Source organism: Streptomyces sp. SAS_272 (genome assembly GCF_052543235.1).
This window is the reverse complement of sequence record NZ_JBMNDR010000006.1, coordinates 19292-43491: the sequence shown is the minus strand read 5'-3', so window position 1 is coordinate 43491 and position 24200 is coordinate 19292. Positions and strand designations below refer to the sequence as shown.

26 protein-coding genes and 1 riboswitch are annotated in these 24200 nt (G+C 72.9%); of the genes, 14 read left to right on the top strand and 12 right to left on the bottom strand.

What is annotated here, in order from left to right; translation table 11 throughout:
* Positions 1-3: 3 nt before the first annotated feature.
* Both ACN6LD_RS06565 and ACN6LD_RS06560 read right to left on the bottom strand, forming a co-directional pair.
* Positions 4-2571 carry an ABC transporter permease gene (locus ACN6LD_RS06565; protein ID WP_445042663.1) on the bottom strand — a complete coding sequence of 856 codons (2568 nt, stop codon included), beginning with the start codon at positions 2569-2571 and terminating at the stop codon, positions 4-6.
* Positions 2572-2576: 5 nt separating this feature from the next.
* Positions 2577-3446 carry an ABC transporter ATP-binding protein gene (locus ACN6LD_RS06560; protein WP_319189090.1) on the bottom strand — a complete coding sequence of 290 codons (870 nt, stop codon included), beginning with the start codon at positions 3444-3446 and terminating at the stop codon, positions 2577-2579.
* A gap of 139 nt (positions 3447-3585) precedes the next feature.
* On the opposite strand from ACN6LD_RS06560, the gene ACN6LD_RS06555 reads away from it, so the two are divergent.
* Positions 3586-3828 carry a hypothetical protein gene (locus tag ACN6LD_RS06555; RefSeq protein WP_057580727.1) on the top strand — a complete coding sequence of 81 codons (243 nt, stop codon included), beginning with the start codon at positions 3586-3588 and terminating at the stop codon, positions 3826-3828.
* Between the two features lie 4 nt (positions 3829-3832).
* Positions 3833-4207: a fic family toxin-antitoxin system, toxin component gene (locus ACN6LD_RS06550; protein ID WP_107445164.1), complete on the top strand. Its 375-nt coding sequence runs from the start codon at positions 3833-3835 to the stop codon at positions 4205-4207.
* Positions 4208-4247: 40 nt separating this feature from the next.
* Here the strand turns inward: ACN6LD_RS06550 and ACN6LD_RS06545 are convergent, their stop codons facing one another.
* Together ACN6LD_RS06545 and ACN6LD_RS06540 are read right to left on the bottom strand one after the other, a co-directional pair.
* Positions 4248-4934: a class I SAM-dependent methyltransferase gene (locus tag ACN6LD_RS06545; RefSeq protein WP_319189087.1), complete on the bottom strand. Its 687-nt coding sequence runs from the start codon at positions 4932-4934 to the stop codon at positions 4248-4250.
* Between the two features lie 82 nt (positions 4935-5016).
* Entirely contained in the window at positions 5017-5703 is a 687-nt protein-coding gene (locus ACN6LD_RS06540) for an esterase/lipase family protein (protein WP_319189086.1), read from the bottom strand.
* Positions 5704-5812: 109 nt separating this feature from the next.
* Between ACN6LD_RS06540 and ACN6LD_RS06535 the strand changes: the two genes are divergently transcribed.
* A complete protein-coding gene (locus ACN6LD_RS06535; protein WP_319189084.1) occupies positions 5813-8062 on the top strand; it encodes a helix-turn-helix transcriptional regulator in 2250 nt (749 codons plus the stop codon).
* Between the two features lie 254 nt (positions 8063-8316).
* On the opposite strand, the gene bioD is transcribed toward ACN6LD_RS06535, so the two are convergent.
* From bioD to bioB, 3 genes are read right to left on the bottom strand one after another with little or no spacing between them, the layout of a single operon-like run.
* On the bottom strand, positions 8317-9033 hold the full coding sequence (bioD, locus tag ACN6LD_RS06530) for a dethiobiotin synthase (RefSeq protein WP_445042662.1): 717 nt from the start codon (positions 9031-9033) through the stop codon (positions 8317-8319).
* 2 nt (positions 9034-9035) lie between these two features.
* The gene (locus ACN6LD_RS06525; RefSeq protein ID WP_445042661.1) at positions 9036-10325 is read right to left on the bottom strand and encodes an adenosylmethionine--8-amino-7-oxononanoate transaminase; all 1290 of its coding nucleotides are present in this window, start codon (positions 10323-10325) and stop codon (positions 9036-9038) included.
* Entirely contained in the window at positions 10318-11568 is a 1251-nt protein-coding gene (bioB, locus tag ACN6LD_RS06520; RefSeq protein ID WP_445042660.1) for a biotin synthase BioB, read from the bottom strand. Before bioB ends, ACN6LD_RS06525 begins: the two co-directional genes overlap by 8 nt.
* Positions 11569-11716: 148 nt before the next feature.
* Between bioB and ACN6LD_RS06515 the strand changes: the two genes are divergently transcribed.
* Positions 11717-12844 carry an 8-amino-7-oxononanoate synthase gene (locus tag ACN6LD_RS06515; protein ID WP_319189077.1) on the top strand — a complete coding sequence of 376 codons (1128 nt, stop codon included), beginning with the start codon at positions 11717-11719 and terminating at the stop codon, positions 12842-12844.
* 65 nt (positions 12845-12909) lie between these two features.
* Here the strand turns inward: ACN6LD_RS06515 and ACN6LD_RS06510 are convergent, their stop codons facing one another.
* A complete protein-coding gene (locus ACN6LD_RS06510; RefSeq protein WP_319189076.1) occupies positions 12910-13158 on the bottom strand; it encodes a DUF397 domain-containing protein in 249 nt (82 codons plus the stop codon).
* 9 nt (positions 13159-13167) lie between these two features.
* Positions 13168-14028, bottom strand: coding sequence for a helix-turn-helix domain-containing protein (locus tag ACN6LD_RS06505; protein ID WP_445042659.1), 861 nt, complete (start codon positions 14026-14028; stop codon positions 13168-13170).
* 214 nt (positions 14029-14242) lie between these two features.
* Here ACN6LD_RS06505 and ACN6LD_RS06500 point away from each other — a divergent pair, with 214 nt between their 5' ends.
* Positions 14243-14725: an ATP-binding protein gene (locus tag ACN6LD_RS06500; RefSeq protein WP_445042658.1), complete on the top strand. Its 483-nt coding sequence runs from the start codon at positions 14243-14245 to the stop codon at positions 14723-14725.
* 116 nt (positions 14726-14841) lie between these two features.
* On the opposite strand, the gene ACN6LD_RS06495 is transcribed toward ACN6LD_RS06500, so the two are convergent.
* The 3 genes from ACN6LD_RS06495 to ACN6LD_RS06485 all read right to left on the bottom strand — a co-directional run bounded on the left by ACN6LD_RS06495 (position 14842) and on the right by ACN6LD_RS06485 (position 16817).
* The gene (locus ACN6LD_RS06495) at positions 14842-15315 is read right to left on the bottom strand and encodes a C40 family peptidase (protein WP_319189070.1); all 474 of its coding nucleotides are present in this window, start codon (positions 15313-15315) and stop codon (positions 14842-14844) included.
* 3 nt (positions 15316-15318) lie between these two features.
* Positions 15319-15489, bottom strand: a riboswitch (cyclic di-AMP (ydaO/yuaA leader).
* 379 nt (positions 15490-15868) lie between these two features.
* The gene (locus ACN6LD_RS06490) at positions 15869-16174 is read right to left on the bottom strand and encodes a hypothetical protein (RefSeq protein WP_266719302.1); all 306 of its coding nucleotides are present in this window, start codon (positions 16172-16174) and stop codon (positions 15869-15871) included.
* Between the two features lie 7 nt (positions 16175-16181).
* Positions 16182-16817 carry an ATP-dependent Clp protease proteolytic subunit gene (locus ACN6LD_RS06485; protein WP_445042657.1) on the bottom strand — a complete coding sequence of 212 codons (636 nt, stop codon included), beginning with the start codon at positions 16815-16817 and terminating at the stop codon, positions 16182-16184.
* Positions 16818-16890: 73 nt separating this feature from the next.
* Between ACN6LD_RS06485 and ACN6LD_RS06480 the strand changes: the two genes are divergently transcribed.
* The 9 genes from ACN6LD_RS06480 to ACN6LD_RS06440 all read left to right on the top strand — a co-directional run bounded on the left by ACN6LD_RS06480 (position 16891) and on the right by ACN6LD_RS06440 (position 24148).
* Positions 16891-17169 carry a type II toxin-antitoxin system Phd/YefM family antitoxin gene (locus ACN6LD_RS06480; RefSeq protein ID WP_319189065.1) on the top strand — a complete coding sequence of 93 codons (279 nt, stop codon included), beginning with the start codon at positions 16891-16893 and terminating at the stop codon, positions 17167-17169.
* A gap of 223 nt (positions 17170-17392) precedes the next feature.
* The gene (locus ACN6LD_RS06475; RefSeq protein ID WP_445042656.1) at positions 17393-17644 is read left to right on the top strand and encodes a hypothetical protein; all 252 of its coding nucleotides are present in this window, start codon (positions 17393-17395) and stop codon (positions 17642-17644) included.
* A gap of 127 nt (positions 17645-17771) precedes the next feature.
* Positions 17772-18074, top strand: a complete 303-nt coding sequence (locus ACN6LD_RS06470; protein WP_057580927.1) for an urease subunit gamma — start codon at positions 17772-17774, stop codon at positions 18072-18074.
* Positions 18075-18088: 14 nt separating this feature from the next.
* Positions 18089-18400: an urease subunit beta gene (locus ACN6LD_RS06465; protein WP_319189060.1), complete on the top strand. Its 312-nt coding sequence runs from the start codon at positions 18089-18091 to the stop codon at positions 18398-18400.
* The gene (locus ACN6LD_RS06460) at positions 18393-20114 is read left to right on the top strand and encodes an urease subunit alpha (protein ID WP_319189058.1); all 1722 of its coding nucleotides are present in this window, start codon (positions 18393-18395) and stop codon (positions 20112-20114) included. The genes ACN6LD_RS06465 and ACN6LD_RS06460 overlap by 8 nt, the downstream gene beginning before the upstream one ends.
* A 17-nt stretch (positions 20115-20131) precedes the next feature.
* Positions 20132-20806 carry an urease accessory protein UreF gene (locus tag ACN6LD_RS06455; RefSeq protein WP_445042655.1) on the top strand — a complete coding sequence of 225 codons (675 nt, stop codon included), beginning with the start codon at positions 20132-20134 and terminating at the stop codon, positions 20804-20806.
* A gap of 184 nt (positions 20807-20990) precedes the next feature.
* Positions 20991-21668 (top strand): urease accessory protein UreG, encoded by a 678-nt coding sequence (gene ureG, locus ACN6LD_RS06450; protein WP_319189169.1) that lies wholly within the window; start codon positions 20991-20993, stop codon positions 21666-21668.
* Between the two features lies 1 nt (position 21669).
* The gene (locus ACN6LD_RS06445) at positions 21670-22428 is read left to right on the top strand and encodes an urease accessory protein UreD (protein ID WP_319189167.1); all 759 of its coding nucleotides are present in this window, start codon (positions 21670-21672) and stop codon (positions 22426-22428) included.
* A 118-nt stretch (positions 22429-22546) separates the two neighbouring features.
* Positions 22547-24148 (top strand): alpha/beta hydrolase, encoded by a 1602-nt coding sequence (locus tag ACN6LD_RS06440; protein ID WP_319189165.1) that lies wholly within the window; start codon positions 22547-22549, stop codon positions 24146-24148.
* The last annotated feature ends 52 nt before the right edge of the window (positions 24149-24200 follow it).

Genomic DNA, 24200 nt, shown 5'->3' with positions numbered 1-24200 from the left:
GCGTCACTCGTGCGCGATCGCCGCCAGCACGTTCATCCGGGACGCCCGCAGGGCCGGCAGCATCGCCGCCACGACGCCGACGACCGCCGAGCCGACGACCACCGCGACGATCGTGCCCCACGGAACGGCGAAGGCCTTCATCCCCTGCAGCTCCAGCACCTGCTGGATGCACACGCCCCAGACCAGTCCGAGCGCGAGCCCCAGCACCGCGCCGAACACCGCGATCACCACCGACTCCAGCCGGATCATCCGGCGCAGCTGCCGCCGGCCCAGCCCGATGGCGCGCAGCAGCCCGATCTCCCGGGTGCGCTCCACCACCGACAGCGCCAGCGTGTTGACCACGCCGAGCACCGCGATGACGATCGCCAGCCCGAGCAGCGCGTAGACCAGGTACAGCAGCACGGCGATCTGGTCGTGCACCAGCTTCTTGTAGTCGGCCTGGTCGCGCGCCTGGACCTGCGGATACGCGTCCAGCGTCTTCTCCAGCCGGGGGCGCAGCTGCTCGCCGTTCGTGCCGGAGCCGGCGTTCACGTACAGGGCGGAGTCCTGCCCGCCGGGCACGAACTTCTCGACGGCGGCGATGCCGAGGAACAGTCCGCCCTGCATGCCGAAGCCGTCACCCGTCTCCTGGTCGGTGAGCGCGCCGACCTTCAGCGACGTCGTCCGGCCGCCGGGGAACTCCACCGGCAGCACGCTGCCGAGCCGCACGCCGTGCTCCTTCGCGAAGTCGACGTCCATGCCGAGTGCGCCGTCGGCCAGCGCGGCCGCGGTGTTCCCCTCGGCGTACGGGATGTGCGCCACGTCGTCGACCCGGTCGTCGTAGCCGGCGGCGGTGGTCTCCACGCGCTTGCCGTCGGGCAGCCGCACGGCGAGCGGGGCGAACCGCTGCCGCACCACGAGGCCGACGCCCTCGGTGCCGCGCACGGCGTCCGTGACCTCCTGGGGGAACGGTGTGAAGTTGGCGTTCTGCACGACGAAGTCGGCGCCGAGCGTTTTGTCGATCTGCTGGTCGAAGGACTTGGACATCGAGGCGCTCGCCACGGACATGCCGCCCACCAGTGCGAGGCCCACCATCAGCGCGGCGGCGGTGGCCCCGGTGCGGCGCGGGTTGCGCAGCGCGTTGCGCTGGCTCATACGGCCGACGGAGCCGAACAGCGCGGGGAAGACGCCGCCGAGGACCCGGATCACCGGACGGACCAGGAGCGGGCCGGCGATGACCGTGGCGACCAGCGTGAGGACGACGCCCAGGCCCAGCAGGGACGCCGCGGACGACGTCGTCGACGAGGCCGCGCAGCCGGCGAGCGCGGCCACGCCCAGCGCACCGACGACCGAGCCGACCACGGCGCGCGTCTTCAGCGGGCGGCCCACCCCCGCGATGTCCGCGTCCGCGAGGGCCGCCATCGGGGAGACGCCGGCCGCGCGGCGGGCCGGAAGGTAGGCGGCGACGAAGGTGACGCCGACGCCCACGACGTACGCCGACACCGGAGTCGCCCAGCCGACGACCATCTCGGTGGTCTTGAGGTTCATGCCGAACGTGCCCATGAGCTTGATCAGCCCGGCCGCGAGGCCGATGCCGGCCGCCAGCCCGAGGGTGGAGCCGACCAGCCCGAGCAGCACCGCCTCGGTGAGCACCGAGCGCCGTACCTGGCGGCGGTCCGCGCCCAGGGCGCGCAGCAGGCCCAGCTCACGGGTGCGCTGCGCGATCAGCATCGAGAACGTGTTGACGATGAGGAACACGCCGACCAGGACGGCGATCCCGGCGAAGCCGAGCATCACGTACTTGATGACGTCGAGGAACCCGCCCAGCGACTCGGCCGACGACTTGGCCCGTTCCTCGGCGGTCTGCACCTCGTACCGTCCGTCGCCGAGCGCGGCGACGACGCGCCGCTCGAGCACCGCGTCGCTCACCCCCGGCGCCGCGTCGACGGAGATGCCGGTCGCCTTGTCCGCCGATCCGAGGAGCTGGGCGGCGGCGGTGCCGGGGTCGAGGTAGACCAGGGCCGCGCCGGGGTTGGTGGTGGTGAAGGTGGCGATGCCGACCACCTTCACCTTGAACGAGCCCGGCTGGGCCATCACCGTCAGGGTGTCGCCGATCCGCACGTGCTTCTTGTCGGCGGTGTCGGCGTCGAGCATGGCCTCGCCGGCGCCGCGCGGGGCGTGGCCGGAGGTCAGCTTCACCGGACTGCGGTCGGTGACGTACCAGTCGGTGGCGACGGTGGGCGCGCCGGTGGTCGGCCCGACCGACTCGTTGTCGCCGTCGACGACGGTGATGTTCTGGACGCTCACGTCCGCGTGGGCGGACGCGACCCCCTCGACCCGGGCCAGCCGACCGGCGAGGGCCCCGGGGAGGGTCTGGACCGCGCCGGTGGGCACGGAGGAGTTCAGGTCGTCGGCGGGTTCCACCGTCACGTCCGCCGACGTGGACGCGAAGAGCCGGTCGAAGGTGCGCGTCACCGTGTCGGAGAAGATCAGGCTGCCGGCCACGAACGCCACCGACAGGACGACGGCGAGCGCGGACAGCAGCAGCCGCCCCTTGTGCGCCAGGAAACTTCTGAGGGTCGCCTTCAGCACCGGGGTCAGTCCTCCCCGAGGGCGCTGTCGAGCAGGCCGTCGGCCCTGCCCTCGGGCGGGTCGTCGGCAGTGCCGTCGAGGGCGCCGCCGGCCCGTGGGGCGCGGCCCACGTCGAAGCGCTTCATGCGTTCCAGCACGGCGTCAGCCGAGGGCTGTTCCATCCGGTCCACCAGCCGGCCGTCGGCGAGGAAGAGCACCAGGTCGGAGTGGGCTGCGGCGCCCGGGTCGTGGGTCACCATGACGACCGTCTGGCCGAGGTCGTCGACGGCTTGCCGCAGGAACGCGAGGACCTCGAGCCCGGCCCGGGAGTCGAGGTTGCCGGTGGGCTCGTCCGCGAAGATCAGCTCGGGACGGGAGGCGAGCGCCCGGGCGCAGGCCACCCGCTGCTGCTGTCCGCCGGAGAGCTGGGCGGGCCGGTGCTTGAGCCGGTCCCGCAGGCCGAGGGTGTCGATCACCTGGTCCAGCCACTTCTGGTCGGGCTTGTGGCCCGCGATGTCCATGGGCAGGGTGATGTTCTCGACCGCGTTCAGCGTCGGGATCAGGTTGAACGACTGGAACATGAACCCGATCCGGTCCCGCCTGAGCCGGGTCAGCTCCCGTTCCTTCAGCCCGGTGATCTCGGTGCCGCCGAGCCACACCTGACCGGCCGAGACGGTGTCGAGGCCGGCCAGACAGTGCATGAGGGTGGACTTCCCGGAGCCGGACGGTCCCATCACGGCGGTGAAGCGGCCGCTCGCGATGTCGACGTCGACCGAGTCGAGGGCGATCACCGCCGTCTCGCCGGAGCCGTACGCCTTGGTCAGACCTCGGGCGCGGGCCGCGACCCCGTCGGCCGAGGCCGGACCGGGGGCGTGCTGCGCAGCAGGGGTGGACAAGGCTGCCTCCTCGCTCGGTGGTGGTGCTCGTCGGTGAACCGCCCGGCCGAGCGTAGTGTGATGCGCCGCACAGCCGGTATCACTTTTCGATTCCGGCCCGCCCTTGCCCTTGCTAGCACATCCGCGCTAGCTTCGAGGTATGGCGAAGACCCAGCTGAACGTGCGCGTCGACGAAGGCACGGCCCAGGTCGCCCGCGAGCGCGCCACCGCCCGCGGCATGAGCGTCAACCGCTATATAGAAGAGCTGGTCAGACAGGACGCCGGGGAGATCGGCCACACCTTCGTCGAGGCCGCCGGCGACTTCATGAAGCAGTACGAGGCGCTCTTCGCCGAGGAGTTCGGCGCGGATCGCGAGGGCGGCACGCGCGAAGGTCGCCGCTGAACCCTTGAGCGACCTCCGCATCGACCTCGCCTGGCTCCTCATGCTCGCCGAACAGAAGACCCCGGGGGACCCGCAGGTCACCGACTGGGGTGCGCTGGTCGCGGCCGTGGCACGCCATCAGGCGGAGATATTCGACGTCCCCGTCTACGACGACCCGCCGGCCCGCGCCGCCGCACTGCTCCAGCTCCTCATCCACGTCCCCGCCCTGGAGCGCTCCAACGCGCTCTTCGCGTGCGCGGTCGCCTACGCCTATCTGGTGGCCAGCGGCCTGAAGGTCGTCACCTCGCCCGAACAGGTCCGTGACCTGGCCCGGCTGGTGAAGAACGGGGAGGCGTCCGTCGCCGACATCGCACGGGAGCTGCGGGAGTGGAGCGGGTGACGCAACCGGTCACCCACGAGGCGATCGCGCGGCCGGGGCCTCAGCCGGGCGTTCCGGGCCGCCACGCGGTCCCGGTCACACAGTAGGAGAACGGCATCGGGGGCCCGTTCTCGGGCAGCCGCACGCGCCGGTAGGGGCCCAGCTCGAAGCCGGCCTCCCGCAGCGCGCCGACCGTGTCCCGGGTGAGGCGGCAGCCGCCGGCCAGGTGCGGCCACACGGTGCGGTCCAGCGCGCGCTGCGTGAACCGCATGACCTGGCCGCCGCCCGGCCCGTGCTCGAGGAACCGCACCTCTCCGCCGGGCCGCAGCACCCGCCGCAGCTCGGCCAGGGCCCGCGGCACGTCCCGCACGCTGCACAGCACCAGCGACACCACCGCCCCGTCGAAGGCCTCGCTCTTGACCGGCAGCGCCTCCGCCGTTCCCGGGACCACGTCGACGGGCGTGCCGGCGCGCAGCGCCTCCTCCAGCGCCAGGGTCCGCATGCGGCGTTCCGGCTCGATCGCGACGACCTCCGAGACGGTGCGCGGATAGTGGGCGAAGTTCAGCCCGTTGCCCGCGCCGATCTCGACGACCCGGCCGGACAGCCCGGCCAGCAGCCGCTCACGTACCGCCGCCAGACCGCCACGGGTCTCCGCGGCCGAACTGACCGCGGGATACCAGCGGGCGAACAGCGGGTGGTGGACCAGGTCACCGGACATCTTGCCGGAACCCGTGGACCGTATCGGCATGGGGACCTCCCGGGCAGGACGGGCCTACCCGGATCCTTCCCCGTACCGGTCCGCCGCACCCCCGCCGGTCCGCCCGCGACGGTCACTCGACGAAGGCGCGCACCTGTGCGTAGACACCGTGGTCGTTGTTCATCTCGTCGTGCGAGATGCAGCCGACGCCCACGTTGGTCGCCCCGCTCAGCAGCGCCGAGGAGTCCGGGTCCACGGCCGCGTCGCAGTTCGACCAGTAGGCGGCGTAGTCGACACTGCCCGGCGTCTCGTCGCCGGAGTTGAGGGCGGTCACGAACGAGCTGCCGGTGACCATCTCGGCGCAGGACTTGTACAGCCAGCTGCACAGCGAGGCGACCGACGTGCCGTGGTTGGTGCCGGCGACGGAGACGAAGTCGTCCACGAAAGCCGTCCCCCCCAGGTTCTTGAGGTAGTAGCGGGAGCTGAGCGCGCCCATGGAGTGGACGACCACGTCGACCTTGCTCGCGCCGGTCCGGGCGCGCACGTTCTTGATCTCCGTGGCCAGCTGCGCGGCTGTGGTGACGTTCGACTGGGACCAGCTGTACGTCCACGCGTCGAGCTCGGCGGCCGTGTAGCCGTCGGCCTTGAAGTAGGCGACCCAGTCGTCCCAGCTGCTCGAGGAGCTGCTGATGCCGTGCACGAAGACGATCGGGTCGTGGGTCGCCGCGTGGGCGGTGGGGGCGGAGAGGGACAGTGACAGAAGGAGCGAAGTGGCCGCGGCCGAGAGGACCGCGGCGATGCGACGCTTGTGGCGCTGCATGATGCCTCCTGAAACGGGTGGGGTTGCCAGGAGTGTCCGGTCGGGTCTACGCGCGCCGCATCGGTGATATCGCCGGTCTTTACGGTTCAAGTAACCCGCCAGTAACGTCATGTGTGTGGTGACTCCGGTGAACCCCCCACCTCTGGACCGCACTTCGCCACCGAGGCCGCCGGACGCGGGTCCGCGCCCGGTCGCCGCGCTGCCCGAAGGCGTCCGGGTGCGTGCCCTGCGCCTCGTGCACGGCGACCCGCGCGCCGCCGCCGAACTCGCGGCCCGGCTCACCGAGCGCCAGGCGGCCGGCCTCGACCCCCTGCCCACCGACCCGGCCGAGCAGGCCCCGGACGTCCTGCGCGCCCACCGCCGGGAGGTCCGCGCCCTGCCCGACGACACCCGGCTGCTGCTCCTGCTCGCCGCCGCCGACCAGTACCCGGTGGCCACCCACGCCTTCCTGCGCGCCGTCGCCGCCGCCCGGCTCGACACCCGGCCGCTGGAGGCCGCCGAGACGGCCGGCCTGGCGTACGCCACGGCGGGCGGCGTCGGCTTCCGCGACGCCTGGACCCGTATCGCCGCCTACGAGACGGCCGCCCCGGACGACCGGCGCGACGTGCACCGGCTGCTGGCCCGCGTCCTGCACGACGACGCCGAACTGCCCCGCCGCTCCTGGCACCGGGGAGCCGCCGCGCTGGGCCCCTCCGGACGGCTCGCCGCGGAACTGGCCACCGCGGCCGACCGGGCCCGCGCCGCCGCCGACCCCGCCCTGGCCGCCGCCCTCGCCGAACGCGCCGCCGTGCTGTGCCCGGCCCCCCGGGAACGCTCGCGTCTGCTCGCCCACGCGGCGGCCGACGCCTGGAACGCCGGCGACGCCGACCGCTCCCGCACCTTGGCCGCCCGCACCGACGCCGACGCACTCACCGGCGTCCTCGCCCTGCGCACCGGCCACGCCGCCGAGGCGTTCGACGCGCTGCTGACGGGCGCCGCGGCAGGCGCGGACCCGGCGCCCCTGCTGGCCCGCGCCACCGAGGCCGCCGTCTACACCGGCGACCTTCGGCGCTGCCGGGAGGCGGTGGCGGCGGCACGGCAGCTGGGCGTCGCGCCACCGGGGGTGCTGGGCGGGATCGCCGCCGCCGTCGACGGACGCTACGAGGACGCCCGTGACCTGCTGGAGGCGACCGCGGGCAGATGCGGCCCCGGCGGAGACCCCACCGATCTGCTGCACGCCGGCGTCGCCGCCCTGATGCTCGGCGACCATCCCCGGGCCGCGACCGCCACTGTCAGGGCGGCGGCCGCGGCCCGGACGCGCGGTCTCACCTCCCTCGTCCCGCAGGCGCTGGAGTTCCGCGCCTACGCCGACTTCTGGACCGGCCGACCGCGCGCCGCCGAAGCCGCCGCGCTGGACGCGCTACGGCAGGCGCACGCCACCGGGCAGGACAACGGCGCCTGTCATCTGCAGGCCGCCCTCGCCATGTTCGCCGCGCTCACCGGCGACGGCGATCTGTGCCGCAGGCGCGCCGCAGAGGCCAGGGCCCACGCCCTCGCCCACGGCCTGGGCCTGCCCGCCGCGCTCGCCCAATGGGCGCTCGCCTTCCTCGACCTCGGCACCGGACGCTACGGACCCGCCGCGGCCCGGCTGCGCGCCCTCGCCGCCTTCGGACCCGGACACGGCCACCGCGCAGTCCGCCACTCGGCGACCCCGCACTACGTCGAGGCCGCCGTGCGCACCGGCGACACACGCGTCGCCCGCGCCGCGCACGCCGACTACGACCGGTGGGCCCGCGCCGTCCGCAGCGCCGACGAACTGGCCCTCAGCGCGCGCTGCCGCGCCCTGCTGACCCCGGGAGCCGACGCCCTGGACCACTACCGCACCGCGCTCGAGCTGCACGCCGAGGGCGCCCGACCCTTCGAGCACGCCCGCACGGAGCTGCTGTTCGGCAGCGCACTGCGCCGACTCCGCCACCGCGCGGAGGCCCGCGACCGGCTGCACAGCGCCCGGGAGGCGTTCGAATCCTTCGGCGCCCCGCACTGCGCCGAAGCGGCCCGGGCCGAACTCCGCGCTCTCGGCGCCCCCGCGACCCCGGCCCGCGGTGCGGACAGCCCGGCCGTCCTGCTGACGGCCCAGCAGTTCCTGATCGCCCGGATGGCCGCCGAGGGCGCGACGAACCGGGAGATCGCCGTCCGGCTGGCCCTCAGCCATCGCACGATCGACCATCATCTGCGCGGTGTCTTCAACCGGTTGGGAATCCGCTCCCGCATCGAACTCGTCCGGCTGATCGCCGAGGCCGACGCCCAGGGGACGGGGACGTCGTCCGGTCCACCGCAGGACCGAGGCGTCCCGGACGACGTCCACCCCTGGGGTCCCTGAAGTCCCACCGGTTCGAGTCGCCCGGCCCGCCCGTGCCCGAGGCACCGGCCCGCCCGTGCCCGGGGCACGGGTGCCGCCACCTCCGTGCCCGGGGCACGGGCGCCGCCACCTCCGTGCCCGAGGCACGAGCGCAGGACCGCGCGGGGCGCAAGCTCGCGCGCACGACCGCCCGGGCCGACGACGCTCGCGCCGAGTCCCCGTCATGCCATCGAGCCCCGCGCCGCAGACGGTCTGCGCAGCCTCGTGGACCTGACTCAGTCCGCGGCCCGCACCCGGAACGCGTCGGCGTCCCACGTCCCGTCGAGGCGGGGCGCCAGCCAACCCGGTGCCGCCGCGCGGAAGGCGGCGGGCGCCAGCGCCCCCACGCCCGTCGGCAGCGCCCCCAGCAGCGGTGCGCCGGCGACATCCGGCAGGTCGGTGACGTTGCAACGCATCGCCAGATCGGGCGAGTCCGGCCAGTCGCCGATGACCACGCCCAGCAACTCCAGCTCGCGCAAGCGCAGTTCACGAGCCGTCAGCTCCGTCGTGTTCAGCGTGCCCAGCCCCGCCGAGGACACCACCAGCACCGGCGCCCGCAGCAACCGAGCGGCGTCGGCCAGCGTTCCGCCCGCCTCGTCGAACCGCACGAGCAGCCCGCCCGCCCCCTCGACCAGCACCAGGTCGTGCTCCGCCGCCAGTTTCCGCGCCGCCTCCGCCACGTCGTTCGGGCGCACGGGCGCGAGACCCGCCCGCCGCGCCGCCGTCGCGGGAGCCAACGGCTCCGGGAAGCGGGCGACTTCGACCGCGGTGAGCGCGCCCGCCAGCCGTGCGACCTCCTCGGCGTCCCCCCGCTCGTCCGGCGCCACACCGGTCTGCGCCGCCTTCAGCACGGCCACCGACCGGCCCGCCGCCAGCGCCGTCGCGGCGACCGCCGCCGTCGTGACCGTCTTGCCGACCTCCGTGCCCGTCCCCGTGATCACCAGGATCGGCATGCTCACCCCTCCCGCGCCGCGGCGCACACCGCGCGCGCGATCCGTGCCACGTCCGCGTCCGCGGTGACGTACGGCGGCATCGTGTAGACGAGGTCGCGGAACGGACGCAGCCAGACGCCCTCGCGCACGGCCGCCGCGGTGGCGGCCCGCATGTCCACCTCATGATCGAGCTGGACCACGCCGATGGCGCCGAGAACCCGCACGTCCCGCACGCCCGGGAGCCGCGAGGCCGGCGCGAGGCCCTCCCGCAGCCCGGACTCGATCCGCTTGACCTCCGCGAGCCAGTCCTGTCCGAGCAGCAGCTCGATCGAGGCGCAGGCCACGGCCGCGGCGAGGGGGTTGCCCATGAACGTCGGGCCGTGGGCCAGCACCGGCACCTCGCCCCGCGAGATCCCGTCGGCCACCCGGGAGGTGCACAGCGTCGCCGCCATCGTCAGATAGCCGCCGGTCAGAGCCTTGCCGACGCACATCACATCCGGCGTGACCGCGGCGTGCTCCGCCGCGAACAGCGCGCCCGTACGGCCGAATCCGGTCGCGATCTCGTCGAACACCAGCAGCACGTCGTGTGCGTCGCACGCCTCGCGCAGCACCCGCAGATAGCCGGGGGAGTGGAACCGCATCCCGCCCGCGCCCTGCACCACCGGCTCCACGATGACCGCGGCCAGCTCGTCGGCGTGCCGTTCGACGGCCGCGCGCAGCTCATCCGCGTACGCCTCGTCGTACTCCGCCGGGGGCGCGTCCACGAAGACCTGCCGGGGCAGCACCCCGGTCCACAGGTCGTGCATCCCGCCGTCGGGGTCGCACACCGACATGGGCTGCCAGGTGTCGCCGTGGTAGCCCCCGCGCCAGGTCAGCAGGCGGCGCTTCGCCGGACGGCCCAGCGAACGCCAGTACTGGAGGCACATCTTCACGGCGACCTCGACCGACACCGAACCCGAGTCGGCGAGGAAGACATGCTCGAGACCATCGGGCGACATGTCGACAAGATGCTTCGCCAGTCGAACGGCGGGCTCGTGGGTGAGCCCGCCGAACATCACGTGGCTCATCCGGCCCAGCTGCTCGCGCACGGCCTCGTCGAGCACCGGGTGGCGGTAGCCGTGGATCGCCGACCACCAGGACGACATGCCGTCGACCAGCTCGCCCGAGCCGTCCGCCATCCGCAGCCGGACCCCGCTCGCCGACTCCACGACGAGCGGTTCGGCCCGGCCGGGCATCGGACCGTAGGGATGCCACACATGCCGCCGGTCGAGCTCCAGCAGCTCGGGCACCGCGAGCGGGGACGGCTCAGGCATTGGGCGCGAGATCGGTGCCGGCGCCGCGGCGGCGCACGGCGACCAGGTCGGTGCGGGCCTCGCCGGCCGACGCCGCGGCAGCGGGGGCAGCCGAGGCGGCAGTCGCCGCAGGGCCGGAGCCGCAGACGCCGCCGCCCTCGTGCGAGCCGCACCCGGAGCCCTCGTGGGCGCCGCACCCCGCGGACTCCTCGGAGGCGCAGCCGCCGCCCGCGTGGGACCCGCAGCCGCCGCCCGCCGTCGCCCGGTGCTCGGGCAGGGTGACCTGCTCCGCGCCCTCCACCTCGAACCCGGCGTCCGCGATCATCTCCAGGTCGGCCTTGCCTGCCTGGCCCTCGGTCGTGAGGTAGTCGCCGAGGAAGATCGAGTTGGCCAGGTGCAGCGCGAGCGGCTGCATCGTGCGCAGATGGACCTCGCGCCCGCCCGCGATGCGGACCTCGACGTCCGGGCAGACGAACCGCACCATGGCCAGGATCCGCAGACAGCGCTGCGGGGTGAGGTTCCACTCCTTGGCCAGCGGGGTGCCCTCGACCGGGATGAGGAAGTTGACCGGCACCGAGTCCGGGTCCAGCTCGCGCAGCGAGTAGACGACGTCCACCAGGTCCTCGTCCGTCTCGCCCATGCCGGCGATCAGACCCGAGCAGGCCGACAGGCCCGCCGCGTGCGCCTTGGTGACGGTGTCCACCCGGTCGGCGTAGGTGTGCGTGGTCGTGATGTCCCCGTACGTGGACTCCGACGTGTTGAGGTTGTGGTTGTAGGCGTCGGCGCCCGCCTCGCGCAGCCGCTCGGCCTGGCCGTCGGAGAGCAGGCCCAGACAGGCGCACACCTCGACGCCCTCGTTCTGTTCCTTGATCGCCTTGATGGTGTCGGAGACCCGGTCGACGTCCCGGTCCGTCGGCCCTCGCCCGGACGCCACCAGGCAGACCCGCTTGGCGCCGCCCGCCAGACCGGCGGCGGCGGCCTGCGAGGCCTCGTCGGGCTTGAGCCAGGTGTACTTCAGGATGCCGGCCGTCGAGCCCAGCCGCTGGGAGCAGTACGAACAGTCCTCGGGGCACAGGCCCGACTTGAGGTTGACGAGGTAGTTGAGCTTCACCCGTCGCCCGAACCAGCGCCGGCGCACCTTCCCGGCCGCGGCCACCACGTCCATCACGTCGTCGTCGGAAGTGGCGAGGACGGCCAGAGCCTCCTCGCGGGTCGGCAGCTCGCGCCGAAGCCCCTTGTCCACCAGCGTGTTCAGCAGGTCCATGAGAGCCGATCCTGTCCTACGCACCCGCCCCGGGCCAAGGTAGGGATCACACAACACACCCGGTTCGACGTGTGGGTATTGCCACACCGTGGGTGGGCGGCCCTGCCGCTAGTGTCTGTCCGCTACCTACAAAAGCCCCGGAGGACCCATGGCGTTCGGCTGGATCGACGAGCAGGCGGAGCTGCGCCGCCGGGCCGGACTCGTACGGACGCTGCGGCCGCGTCCGGCCGACTCGCCGCTGCTCGACCTCGCGAGCAACGACTACCTGGGTCTGGCCCGCCATCCCGAGGTCGTCGAGGGCGCCGCGGCCGCCGCCCGCACCTGGGGCGGCGGCGCCACCGGCTCCCGCCTCGTCACCGGCACCACCGAGCTGCACGGCGACCTGGAGCGGGAGCTGGCGGACTTCTGCGGCTTCGAGGCGGCCCTGGTCTTCTCCTCCGGTTACGCGGCCAACCTCGCCGCCGTCACCGCGCTGGCCCCGCACGGCTCGCTGATCGTCTCCGACGCGGGCAACCACGCCTCGCTCATCGACGGCTGCCGGCTGGCCCGCGGCGCCGTCCAGGTCGTCGGCCACGCCGACCCGGAAGCCGTGCGCAAGGCGCTCGACGCCCACGACGGCCCGGCCGTGGCCGTCTCCGACGCGGTCTTCTCGGTCGACGGCGACGCGGCCCCGCTGGCCGGCCTCGCCGCCGCCTGCCGGGAGCGCGGCGCCGGACTCGTCGTCGACGACGCCCACGGACTGGGCGTGCTCGGGGACGGCGGCCGGGGGACCGCGCACGCGGCCGGTCTGGCCGGGGCCGCCGACGTCGTCGTGACGCTCACGCTGTCCAAGTCGCTCGGCAGCCAGGGGGGCGCCGTGCTGGGGCCCGCGCGGGTGATCGAGCATCTCGTGAACGCGGCCCGCACCTTCATCTTCGACACGGGTCTGGCCCCGGCGGCGGCGGGCGCCGCGCTGGCGGCCCTGCGACTGCTGCGCAGGGAGCCGGAGCGCGCGGCACGCGCGCGTGCGGTGGCGGGCCAACTGCACGCCCGGCTGACGGCCGCGGGCCTGGAGGCGGTGCGTCCGGACGCGGCGGTCGTCTCGGTGCGTGCGCCGTCCCCGGAGGAGGCGCTGCACTGGGCGGCGGACTGCCGGACGGCAGGCCTGGCCGTGGGCTGCTTCCGTCCTCCTTCCGTTCCCGATGGAATCTCACGCCTGAGGCTCACCGCCCGTGCGGACCTCTCCGGGGCGGAGCTGGAACGCGCTGTGCGGGTGATCGGCGGGACACGGCCATGAGTCGGCGGGACACGGCCGTGGGACGCCTGTGACGGGTGCGGTGACGGGGGCGCCTGGAGGCGCAGTCAGGTGCGGCGTGGCCGGCTGAGCGCGGCGGTGAAGCCCGTCCAGCTCTCGGGGGAGAAGAGCAGGGCGGGACCGGCCGGGACCTTGGAGTCCCGTACGGCGAGCAGACCGGCCAAGGGGCCGTGGTCCGGCCGGGCGGTCTCGACGCAGTTGTTGGCTCCCGTGCTGTAGCTGCTGCGCAGCCACCGCATCTGCGGGAGCCGGTCGGGATCGGTACGGGAAGGTACGTTCCGCGGTACTGCGGACATGGTGCCTCCTTACGTGTCGCCGGCAATGGCGGCGAGGTAATCCGATGATTCCCCGGGCGAAAGGGCGTGCGCCCGAAGGGCGTTGAAGGCCTGGGCGTAGGCCTGGAGGTCTTCTTTCCGTTCGAGATAGAGGCTACTCGTCAAGTGGTCGAGAACAACCACATCCAGATCAGAAGTGCGCGCAAATGAAAAGATAACGAAAGGGCCGGTTACCCCGATATGCGCACCCGCGGTAAACGGCAGTACCTGAAGGCTCACTTGCGGCATGCGTGAGGCATCCGCCAGCCGTCGCAGCTGGCGCGCCATCACCTCGGGGCCGCCCACCTCGCGGCGCAGCACCGCCTCGTCCAGCACCGCGCTCAGCTCCAGCGGCGGCTGCGCACGCAGTACGTCCTGGCGGGCCAGCCGCACCTCCACCAGGGTGTCCAACTGCTCCTCGTCGAGGCCCTCGACGGCCGCGCAGGTCACGGCGCGCGCGTACTCGGGCGTCTGCAGCAGGCCCGGCACCACGGTCGTCTCCAGGGTGCGCATCGCGCTGGCCTGGGACTCCAGGCTGATGAAGTCCCGGTAGGCCGGCGGCAGCACCCCGCGGTAGGCGTGCCACCAGTGGTCCCGGCCGCCGTCCGTGTCGTCGCCGGCCAACGCCAGCATCAGCTCCCGCAGTTGCGGATCGGCCACACCGTACGCGTCGAGGAGTAACCGCACATCGGCCGGTTTCGATCCACTGGTACCGGTCTCGATACGGCTCACCTTGGACTGGTGCCACCCCACGAGCCGGGCCGCCTCACCACTGGTGAGGCCCGCCTGGGCGCGTAAAGTGCGCAGTTCGGCGCCCAGCTTGCGGCGGCGCACCGCCGGTCCGTGCTGCATGGGCTCCTCCTTACTCCTGACAGGCCGGCCAAATACGCTCCGTCGTGGCAGAGTTCACCGCATCGGGCGACAGATATATGCACATCTTGGTGGATCGCCACCCGTGACCGGCGTGGTGATGGCAGTCTGGCGAAGAAGCACCAGTCCGGGACCGTACTCGAATCCATCCGCGCCGTGTCGGGCTCCGGTCCCGTGGGAAAGGTACGACGTCGCCATGGCAGATCACCTGGAAGCAACCGTCACTCTGCCGAGCGATCCCGCCTCGGTCTCCACGGCCCGTGCCTTCGTGGCCGGCATTCTCGGCGAGTGGGGCCTGCCGGCGGACGTCGAGGCGGCCGACACCGTCCGCCTGATCGTCTCGGAGCTCGCCACCAACGCCGTGCAGCACACCTTCGGCCAGTCGCCGACCTTCACGGTGGACCTCGTCCTCGACCGCGACGAACGCCTGAGCATCGGCGTCACCGACAGTCACCCGCGCTTCCCGCAACGACTGCCGGCCGCCGTCCAGCAGGACAACGGCCGAGGCATGGTGATCATTCGCTGGCTGACCGCGGAGGCCGGCGGCAGACTCAGAGTGCGGCCCACCCGGGAGGGCGGCAAGACGGTCATCGTCGAGCTCCCGTGGACCGTCCCGGCGGCGGAGCCGGCCGGCGCGGTCCTGGCGGTCCCGGCGGAAGGCGAGCTCCCGGGGCGATGAGGGCGTGTCAGGACGCCGTACACGGCCCCGGGAGGTCCCAGCGGGCCCGACAAGCTCGGCGGACCCGGCAGATCGGCGTCGGGCCCCGCAGGACCCGGCGGATCGGCTTCCGGGCGCTAGCGGACCCGGCCGTACCAGACGCTCTTGGTCCAGATCTTCTGCAGCTTCACCACGTCCCCGGTCTTCGGCGAGTGCCAGATCTTGCCCTTACCCGCGTAGATCCCGACGTGGTACACGTTCGACCCCGAGTGGAAGAACACCAGGTCGCCCGCCTTGCGGCTGGACGCCGAAATGTGCTTCGTCTTGTTGTACTGCTGGGCCGCCGTCCGCGGCAGACTCTTGCCCGCCTTCTTGAACGAGTACAGCGTGAGCCCCGAGCAGTCGAACCTCTTCGGTCCGGTGGCCCCGTACTTGTACGGCGCCCCCTTCTTGGAGGCCGCGACCTGAAGCGCCTTCGTCGCCGGTGTGGCGGCCGCGGCGTCCGGAGCGAGCCCCGGGACCACGACCGTGCCGCCGACGGCGGCGATGGCGAACGCCGAGGCCGTACCGGCCCGGACCATGAGCGACGGGACACGATTGAGCGCAGTCATGCGCAACCCTTCGTCAGCCGCCTGTGAAGGATGACCTGTCGGATTCGGGCTGGCGAAGTTGCCCGGCCGCGTCAGCGGCTTCACCCCAAGGGCTGCTCGGCCCGGCCATGGCGTGACCGTTCCGGCGACCCGTCGTGCTTGGGTCCTCCACTCCTGCCGATGCACTCCTGTCGACCGGTCATCCGGGAGGCGGCAGGACTCGGCGTCCACCCGGACCGCCCCGCCGCTTGTGGCGGGGGCTTGTCGTCAGACAGGGATCTTGGCTCACGGATGTCCGAAAATCCCAACGGAACCGGGGATTTGTGGGGTTACTCACCACTCACCCGTTCGGGTGAACACTCTGACGGGTGATCAGGTGCCGTACCACCTGAGGGGCTCCCACCAGCGACGACGCCCCTCGTTCCGCTCGAAGAGCGCCCTTGTGCGCAAGTTCTGGGCGTCCGGGGGAACAGTAGACGTTCTGCCGAACGGGGGTACGCCTTCTGGGTCGTTTCGACTCCGGTCCGGACGTCACGTCCGAGCCGCGAGCCGTCCGGACCGCAGCCGCCCCGGGTCAACTCTCGGAGAGCGGCGGCAGCGTGACGCGCGCGGTGCGGCGCTCCCCGTCCAGGACGCGCAGCGCCCGCGCGAGCGTCGGCGCGTGCAGCTCGCTCTCACCCCGCTGGTGCATCAGCGTCAGCGCGTCGCGCAGCGCGGTCGCCTTGCTCACCAGCGCCTGGGCCGCGCGCAGTCCGCGGTAGGTGTCCCCGTGGTGGGCGGGATTGATGCGGCCGAGCATGTCGACCACGTCGAGGTATCCGTCGATCAGCTCGGCCTCCGCGCGGGTCAACGCGGGCAGCGGCGGCAGTTCGGGCACCATCGCCGGCTCACCTCCCGCCCTGCGCCCCGGAGGAAGCCTTGCGGCTCGGGACGATGCCGTCCACCAGGCCGTACTCCACCGCCTGCGGGGCGGAGAGGAACGTGTCCCGCTCGATGTCCGCGGTCACCTGCTCCGGCGTCCGCCCGGTGTGCCGCACGAGCATCTCCTCCAGGCGGGCGCGGGTGCGCGCCAGCTCCTCGGCCTGAATGGCCAGGTCGCCGGCCTGCCCCTCGACGGGCTCGGGCAGCGAGGGCTGGCGGATCGTCATCCGCGCCCCCGGCAGGGTGAACCGCTTGCCCGGCGTGCCCGCCGCCAGCAGGACCGCCGCCGACGAGCCCGCCTGCCCCAGGCAGGTCGTCGACACGTCGCAGGTGACGAACCGGATCGTGTCGTACAGCGCCGTCATCGCGCTGAACGAGCCGCCGGGGGAGTTGATGTACAGCGCGATGTCCCGGTCCGGGTCCTTGTGCTCGAGGTACATGAACTGGGCCATGACGTCGTTCGCCGAGACGTCGTCGACCTGGGCGCCCAGGAAGACGATCCGCTCCTCCAGCAACTTCGCGTACGGATCCATGGTGCGGTGCCCCGAGCTCGTCCGTTCGGTGAACTCGGGCAGGACATGGCGGGCGGACGGTCGCTGCATGGGTGCCCCCTCCTTCTATGTCTGGCACGTCTGTAAGAAATGTACAGGACGTACGTGACGTTAGAATGGGTTCATGGCCTACGAGATTCCGGTGACGCAAGCCAGGGCTGAACTCGCCGACCTGATCAACCGCGTGGTGTACGGCGGTGAGCGCGTCGTCGTGACCCGGCACGGCAAACCCCTCGTCGCCCTCGTCTCCGCCGCCGACCTGGAGCGACTGGACGAGCTGGACCGTCCGGCCGAGGAGCCGGTGATCCGATCCGTCTCCGCCGTGCGCGAGGTCGCCTCCGCGCCCCGTGAACAGCAGCGGTTCGGGATCGCCGCGGAGCACCGGGGGGCCGGCCCGTCGTAGGGCCTGGGAACCACGTCACCGTCTCCACCCGGGCGCCGTCGGCGGCCGCCTGCTGCGCCACGGCCTGCCGCGGCAGCCGCGCCACGACCGCTCCCGCGGCCGACGCCGTCAGCGGCTCGGGCCCGCCGGCGGTGACGACGACGGCGCCGTATACGGTCCGGTCCGCGATCGCGTCACGGGCCGCCGTCCCGTCGTCGTCACGGTGTATCCCAAAGGCGTCCCCGTGCCGTGCGAGCCGTCGGCCCGGGCGGTGCACCGCTGCGTCAGCGGAGAGAAGGAGCTCACCGCCGCCGTCGTCGGCGAGGTCCTGGGCAGGTCCGCGAGGCTTGCGAGGGATGCCGCGCAGCGAGGGATCGCCGACCTCGCGGGTTTCGTCGCACGGCAGCCGCTGCCCGGCCCCACGCCCGCGGAGGTGCCCGGTGACGGGCTGCGCGCGTCGCTGGGCGTGTCGCCCCGCCGCCGTCGGCCTGAATGATCACAGCTTGGTTAACTTGCTCGAAATGCGGTCCAACTAGCCTGCCGATCCATGCCACCAGGGGCGTTCCCCCGTGGCCGCGGCAAACGGGCCCCGCACGGTCCGGAGCGAGGATGTGAGGTGGGACGTGCAACTGACCCCGCACGAGCAGGAGAGGCTGCTGATCCATGTGGCGGCCGACGTCGCCGAGCGGCGCCGGGCCCGCGGGCTGAAGCTCAACCACCCCGAGGCGGTGGCCCTCATCACCTCGCACATCCTCGAGGGGGCGCGGGACGGTCGTACGGTCGCCGAGCTCATGTCCTCGGGCCGCAAACTGCTCACCCGCGACGACGTCATGGAGGGCATCCCCGAGATGATCCACGACGTCCAGGTCGAGGCCACCTTCCCCGACGGCACCAAGCTCGTCACCGTCCACGACCCAATCGTCTGACGGGGGAGGCCGCCATGATTCCCGGAGAGATCCTCTTCGCCGACGAGCCGGTCGTGTACAACGAGGGCCGTGCGGTCACCCGGCTCACCGTGCTCAACGCCGCCGACCGGCCCGTCCAGGTCGGTTCCCACTACCACTTCGCCGAGGCCAACCCGGGCCTGGAGTTCGACCGCGCCGCCGCGCGCGGCAGGCGGCTGAACGTCGCCGCCGGCACCGCCGTGCGCTTCGAGCCGGGGATTCCCGTCGAGATCGAACTCGTGCCCCTGGCGGGCGACCGGATCGTGCCCGGCCTGCGCGGGGAGACCGGAGGTGCCCTCGATGCCTGAGATCTCACGTGCCGCGTACGCCGACCTGTTCGGTCCGACGACCGGCGACCGCATCCGGCTCGCCGACACCGATCTGTTGATCGAGATCGAGGAGGACCGCTGCGGCGGCCCCGGACTCGCCGGTGACGAGGCGGTCTTCGGCGGCGGCAAGGTCATCCGTGAGTCCATGGGACAGTCGCGGGCCACCCGCGCGGAGGGCACGCCCGACACGGTCGTCACGGGCGCGGTCATCGTGGACCACTGGGGTGTGGTGAAGGCCGACGTCGGCATCAGGGACGGGCGGATCACCGGCATCGGCAAGGCCGGCAACCCCGACACGATGGACGGCGTCCACCCGGATCTGGTCATCGGCCCGGAGACCGAGGTGATCGCCGGCAACGGACGGATCCTGACGGCCGGCGCGGTCGACGCGCACGTCCACTTCATCTGCCCGCAGATCGCCGACGAGGCTCTCGCGTCGGGCGTCACCACGCTGGTCGGCGGCGGAACGGGACCCGCAGAGGGCTCCAAGGCGACCACCGTGACGCCCGGCCCGTGGCACCTCGCGCGGATGCTGGAGGCGATGGAGCAGTACCCGCTGAACATCGGGTTCCTCGGCAAGGGCAACACCGTCTCGCAGGACGCGATGCTCTCGCAGATCCGCGGCGGGGCGCTGGGGTTGAAGCTGCACGAGGACTGGGGCTCGACCCCGGCCGTCATCGACGCCTCGCTGACCGTCGCCGACCGCACCGGCATCCAGGTCGCGATCCACACCGACACGCTCAACGAGGCCGGGTTCGTGGGCGACACACTGGCCGCGATCGCCGGACGCGGCATCCACGCGTACCACACCGAGGGCGCGGGCGGCGGGCATGCGCCGGACATCATGACCGTCGTCTCCGAGCCGCACGTGCTGCCGAGCTCGACGAACCCGACGCGGCCGTACACGGTGAACACGGCCGAGGAACACCTCGACATGCTGATGGTGTGTCACCACCTCAACCCGGCCGTCCCGGAGGACCTGGCGTTCGCCGAGTCGCGGATCCGGCCCTCGACGATCGGCGCCGAGGACGTCCTGCACGACCTCGGGGCGATCTCGATCATCTCCTCCGACGCGCAGGCCATGGGCCGCGTCGGCGAGGTGATCCTGCGGACCTGGCAGACGGCGCACGTGATGAAGCGACGGCGCGGCGCGCTCCCCGGGGACGGACGGGCGGACAACCACCGCGTCCGCCGGTACGTCGCCAAGTACACGATCAACCCGGCCCTCGCGCAGGGACTCGCCCGCGAGATCGGGTCCGTCGAGAGCGGCAAGCTCGCCGACCTGGTGCTGTGGGAGCCGGCGTTCTTCGGCGTCAAGCCGCACCTCGTCATCAAGGGCGGGCAGATCGCCTACGCCCAGATGGGCGACGCCAACGCCTCGATCCCGACGCCGCAGCCGATCCTGCCGCGTCCGATGTACGGCGCGATCGGCCGGGCGCCCGCCTCGAACTCGTTCAACTTCGTGGCGCCGCTGGCGATCGAGGACGGACTGCCCGAGCGTCTGCAGCTGGGCAAGAGGTTCGTCGCCATCGAGTCCACGCGCGGTGTCACCAAGGCCGACATGCGGGAGAACGACGCCCGGCCGCGCGTCCGGGTCGACCCCGACAGCTTCGCCGTGCACATCGACGGAGAGCTCGTCGAGGCGGCTCCGGCCGCCGAACTGCCCATGGCGCAGCGCTACTTCCTGTTCTGAGACGGAGGACGGACACCGTGACCAGAGCGGCACTGCTCGTCCTCGCCGACGGCCGTTTCCCCGCCGGCGGGCACGCTCACTCCGGCGGGGCGGAGGAGGCCGTCAAGGCGGGACGGATCACCGACGCGGCGAGCCTCGAGGCCTTCTGCCGCGGGAGGCTGCACACGGCCGGACTCGTGGCGGCGGCACTGGCCGCGGCGGCCGCCGCCGGGGCGGACCCGGCGCAGCTCGACGCCGCGGCGGACGCCCGCACCCCCTCCCCGGCACTGCGGGCGGTCGCGCGCAGACTCGGCCGGCAGCTGCTGCGGGCCGCCCGCACGGCCTGGCCCAGCGCCGAACTGGACGCGCTGGCCCGGGAGTTCCCCAAGGGCGCGCATCAGCCGGTGGTGTGGGGGATGACGGCGCGGGCGGCCGGACTGGGGGCGACGGACGCGGCGTACTGCGCGGTCTACGAGAGTGTGAGCGGACCGGCCACCGCCGTCGTGCGGTTGCTGAGCCTCGACCCGTTCCGGGCGACCGCCGTGCTGGCCCGGCTGGCGCCGGAAGTGGACCTGGTGGTCGACCGGGCCGTGGCCTGCGGGACCGCGGCGCCGACGGAGGGCGTCGACGTGCTGCCCGCCGCGTCCGCTCCGCTGCTGGAGATCGGGGCGGAGGTGCATGCGGCCTGGCCCATGCGGCTGTTCGCCTCCTGAGGCTCCCCGCCCGTGCCTGCTTGCTTCCCCCGCTCGTGCCTCTTGGGTTTCCCCGCCCGTGCCGCGCCTTCCCCTCCCGGCCCCGGGGGCTGCCGCCCCCGTGCCCCCGCTTCGGCCCTGAACGGGCCTCGTCCTCGAACGCCGGACGGGCTGAGATGCCCGGCCCGGCTGAATCGGAGCCGTCGTGCATCTTGATCACATCCATGAGGGTCCCGCCGCCGTGAGTGCCGACGCCCGGCGGCCCGACGGCTCGCGGCGTGCGCTGCGCATCGGGCTCGGCGGACCCGTCGGGTCCGGCAAGACCGCCACCGTCGCGGCGCTGTGCCGGGCGTTGCGGGACGAACTGTCCCTGGCCGTCGTCACCAACGACATCTACACGCGGGAGGACGCCGAGTTCCTGCTGCGGGAGGCCGTGCTGCCGCCCGAGCGGATCACGGCCGTCGAGACGGGCGCCTGCCCGCACACCGCGATCCGGGACGACATCTCCGCCAACCTCGAAGCGGTCGAGGACCTTGAGGACGCCGTGGGGCCGCTGGATCTCATCCTGGTCGAGTCGGGCGGGGACAACCTCACCGCCACCTTCTCCAAGGGGCTCGTGGACGCCCAGATCTTCGTCATCGACGTGGCGGGTGGGGACGACATCCCGCGCAAGGGCGGCCCGGGCGTCACCACGGCCGATCTGCTCGTCGTCAACAAGACCGATCTCGCGCCGTACGTGGGCTCCGACCTCGCCCGCATGGCCGCCGACGCGAAGGCGCAACGGGCCGAACTGCCCGTCGTCTTCCAGTCCCTGCGCGGCGGAAGCGGCGTCGCGGACGTCGCCGAGTGGGTGCGTTCGCTGCTCGCCGCCTGGACGGTGTGACATGAGCGGGGTGTGCGCCACCGCACGGATCAGGGCGAGCGCCGACGGGCGCGGCGGCACCTCCCTGCCCGTGCTGGAAAGCGACGGGCCGCTCGCCCTGCGGCGCACCCGGGCCGTCGGCGACGAGGCGCGCGTCCTGCTCGTCGGGGCGATGAGCGGCCCCCTCGGCGGTGACCGGTTCGCCGTGGAGGCGGACGTGGGCAGGGGGGCCCGGCTGCGGGTCGGCTCGGCCGCCGCCACCATCGCCCTGCCCGGCCAGACGAAGGACGAGGCACGTTACGACGTCCGGCTCACCGTTGCCGACGACGGCGAACTGCACTGGCTGCCCGAGCAGTTGATCTCGGCCGGCGGCAGCGACCTGTCCGTCTCCACACGCGTCGACCTCGGCGCCGGCGCCCGTCTGGTGCTGCGCGAGGAGCAGGTGCTCGGGCGGGTGGGGGAGGAGCCGGGCCGGCTGACCAGCCGGCTGGTCGTGAAGGTCGCCGGGCGGACCGTCCTCGATCAGGAGCTGGCGTGCGGACCGGGCGCGCCCGGCGGCTGGGACGGTCCCGCCGTTCTCGCAGGACACCGCGCGGTCGGACAACTCGTCGTCGTGCGCCCGGAGTTCGCGGAGCGGCCGGCGACGGCCCGGACGTTCGGCGAACAGGCCTGCGTCATGCCGTTGGCCGGGCCCGCCGCGCTCGTCACGGCCCTCGCGCCCGACGGGCTGCGGCTGCGCCGCGTACTGGACGAAGCCCTCGCCGACCTGCGCATCCGGTGAACGGTACCTTCCTCTCCGGTTATCGGATTGGCAAAGAAGGTCAACGACACCTTTTCTCAGACGCCTCACAGCAGCGAGGATCCCCCCTGCCGCCATAACCAGCTAGGGGAGTTCCCACTTGAAGGACATACGACCGAACAAGCGCGTCGCAGCGCTGGGCTCGGCGGGCATACTCGTCACCGCGACTCTGCTCGCCGGCGCCGTCACGGCGCCCACGGCGAGCGCGACCAGCAGTCGTCCGGGACAGGACCGTGAGGCGCGGGGCGCGGCGATCGCCGCCGAGCGCGCCGCGAAGGCCGGCATCGACTGGCAGGACTGCCCGGCCGACTGGGGCCTGGAGAAGCCGATCAAGTGCGGCTGGGTCACTGTTCCGGTCGACTACGCCAGGCCGAACGGCAAGCAGATCAAGCTCGCCGTCGACCGCATCGGCAACACGGGCACGGCCAAGGAGCGCCAGGGCGCGCTCGTCTACAACCCCGGCGGCCCCGGCGGCTCCGGCCTGCGCTTCCCCCGCCGCGTCACCACCAAGGCGCCCGTCTGGGCCAACGTGGCCAAGGCCTACGACTTCGTCGGCTTCGACCCGCGCGGCGTGGGCCACTCCGCGCCCATCTCCTGCATGGACCCGCAGGAGTTCGTCAAGGCGCCCAAGGCCGACCCGGTCCCGGACACCACGGCCGACAAGTACGCCCAGCGCAAGCTCGCCCGTGAGTACGCGCAGGGCTGCGCCGAGCGCACCGGCAAGGCCATGCTCCAGCAGATGACCACGCCGAACACCGTGCGCGACCTGGACGTCATCCGCGCCGCGCTCGGCGAGCGGGGGCTCAACTTCCTCGGCGTCTCCTACGGCACCTACCTCGGCGCCGTGTACGGCACGATGTTCCCGGGGCACCTGCGCCGCATGGTCGTCGACAGCGTCGTCAACCCCTCCCGCGAGAAGGTCTGGTACGAGGCCAACCTCGACCAGGACGTCGCGTTCGAGGGCCGTTGGAAGGACTGGCAGGACTGGGTCGCCGCCAACGACGCGACCTTCCACCTCGGCACCACCCGCGCCGCCGTCCAGGCGAAGTGGCTCGAGCTGCGCGCCACCGCGAAGAAGAGTCCCATCGGCGGCGTCGTCGGCCCCGCCGAGCTCATCTCCTTCTTCCAGAGCGCCCCGTACTACGACTCCTCGTGGGTGCCGGTCGCCACCGTCTTCAGCGCGTACTTCGCCGGGGACACCAAGGCCCTCGTCGACGCTGCGTCCCCCGACCTGACGGACACCGCCGGCAACATCTCCTCGGAGAACGGCAACGCCGTCTACACGGCCGTCGAGTGCACCGACGCCAAGTGGCCCACCAGCTGGAAGAAGTGGGACCGGGACAACACGGCGCTGCACAAGAACCACCCGTTCATGACGTGGGCCAACGCCTGGATGAACCTGCCCTGCGCCACCTGGCCGGTCAAGCAGCAGACTCCGGTGCACGTCACCACGCACAAGGGGCTGCCGCAGGTGCTGATCGTGCAGTCCACGAACGACGCGGCCACCCCGTACGAGGGCGCCGTGGAGCTGCACAAGCGTTTCCAGGGCTCCCGCCTGATCACCGAGAAGGGCGCGGGCTCGCACGGTGTCACCAGCCTGGTGAACACCTGCATCAACAGCCGTGTCGACGCCTACCTCCTCACCGGCAAGCTGGACCGGTCGGACGTGACCTGCGCACCGCACGCCACGCCCAAGCCGTAGCGCTCGAGCGGTAAGGCGCCGCCCGTAGGGCGACGAGGGGCGGCCGGATCGA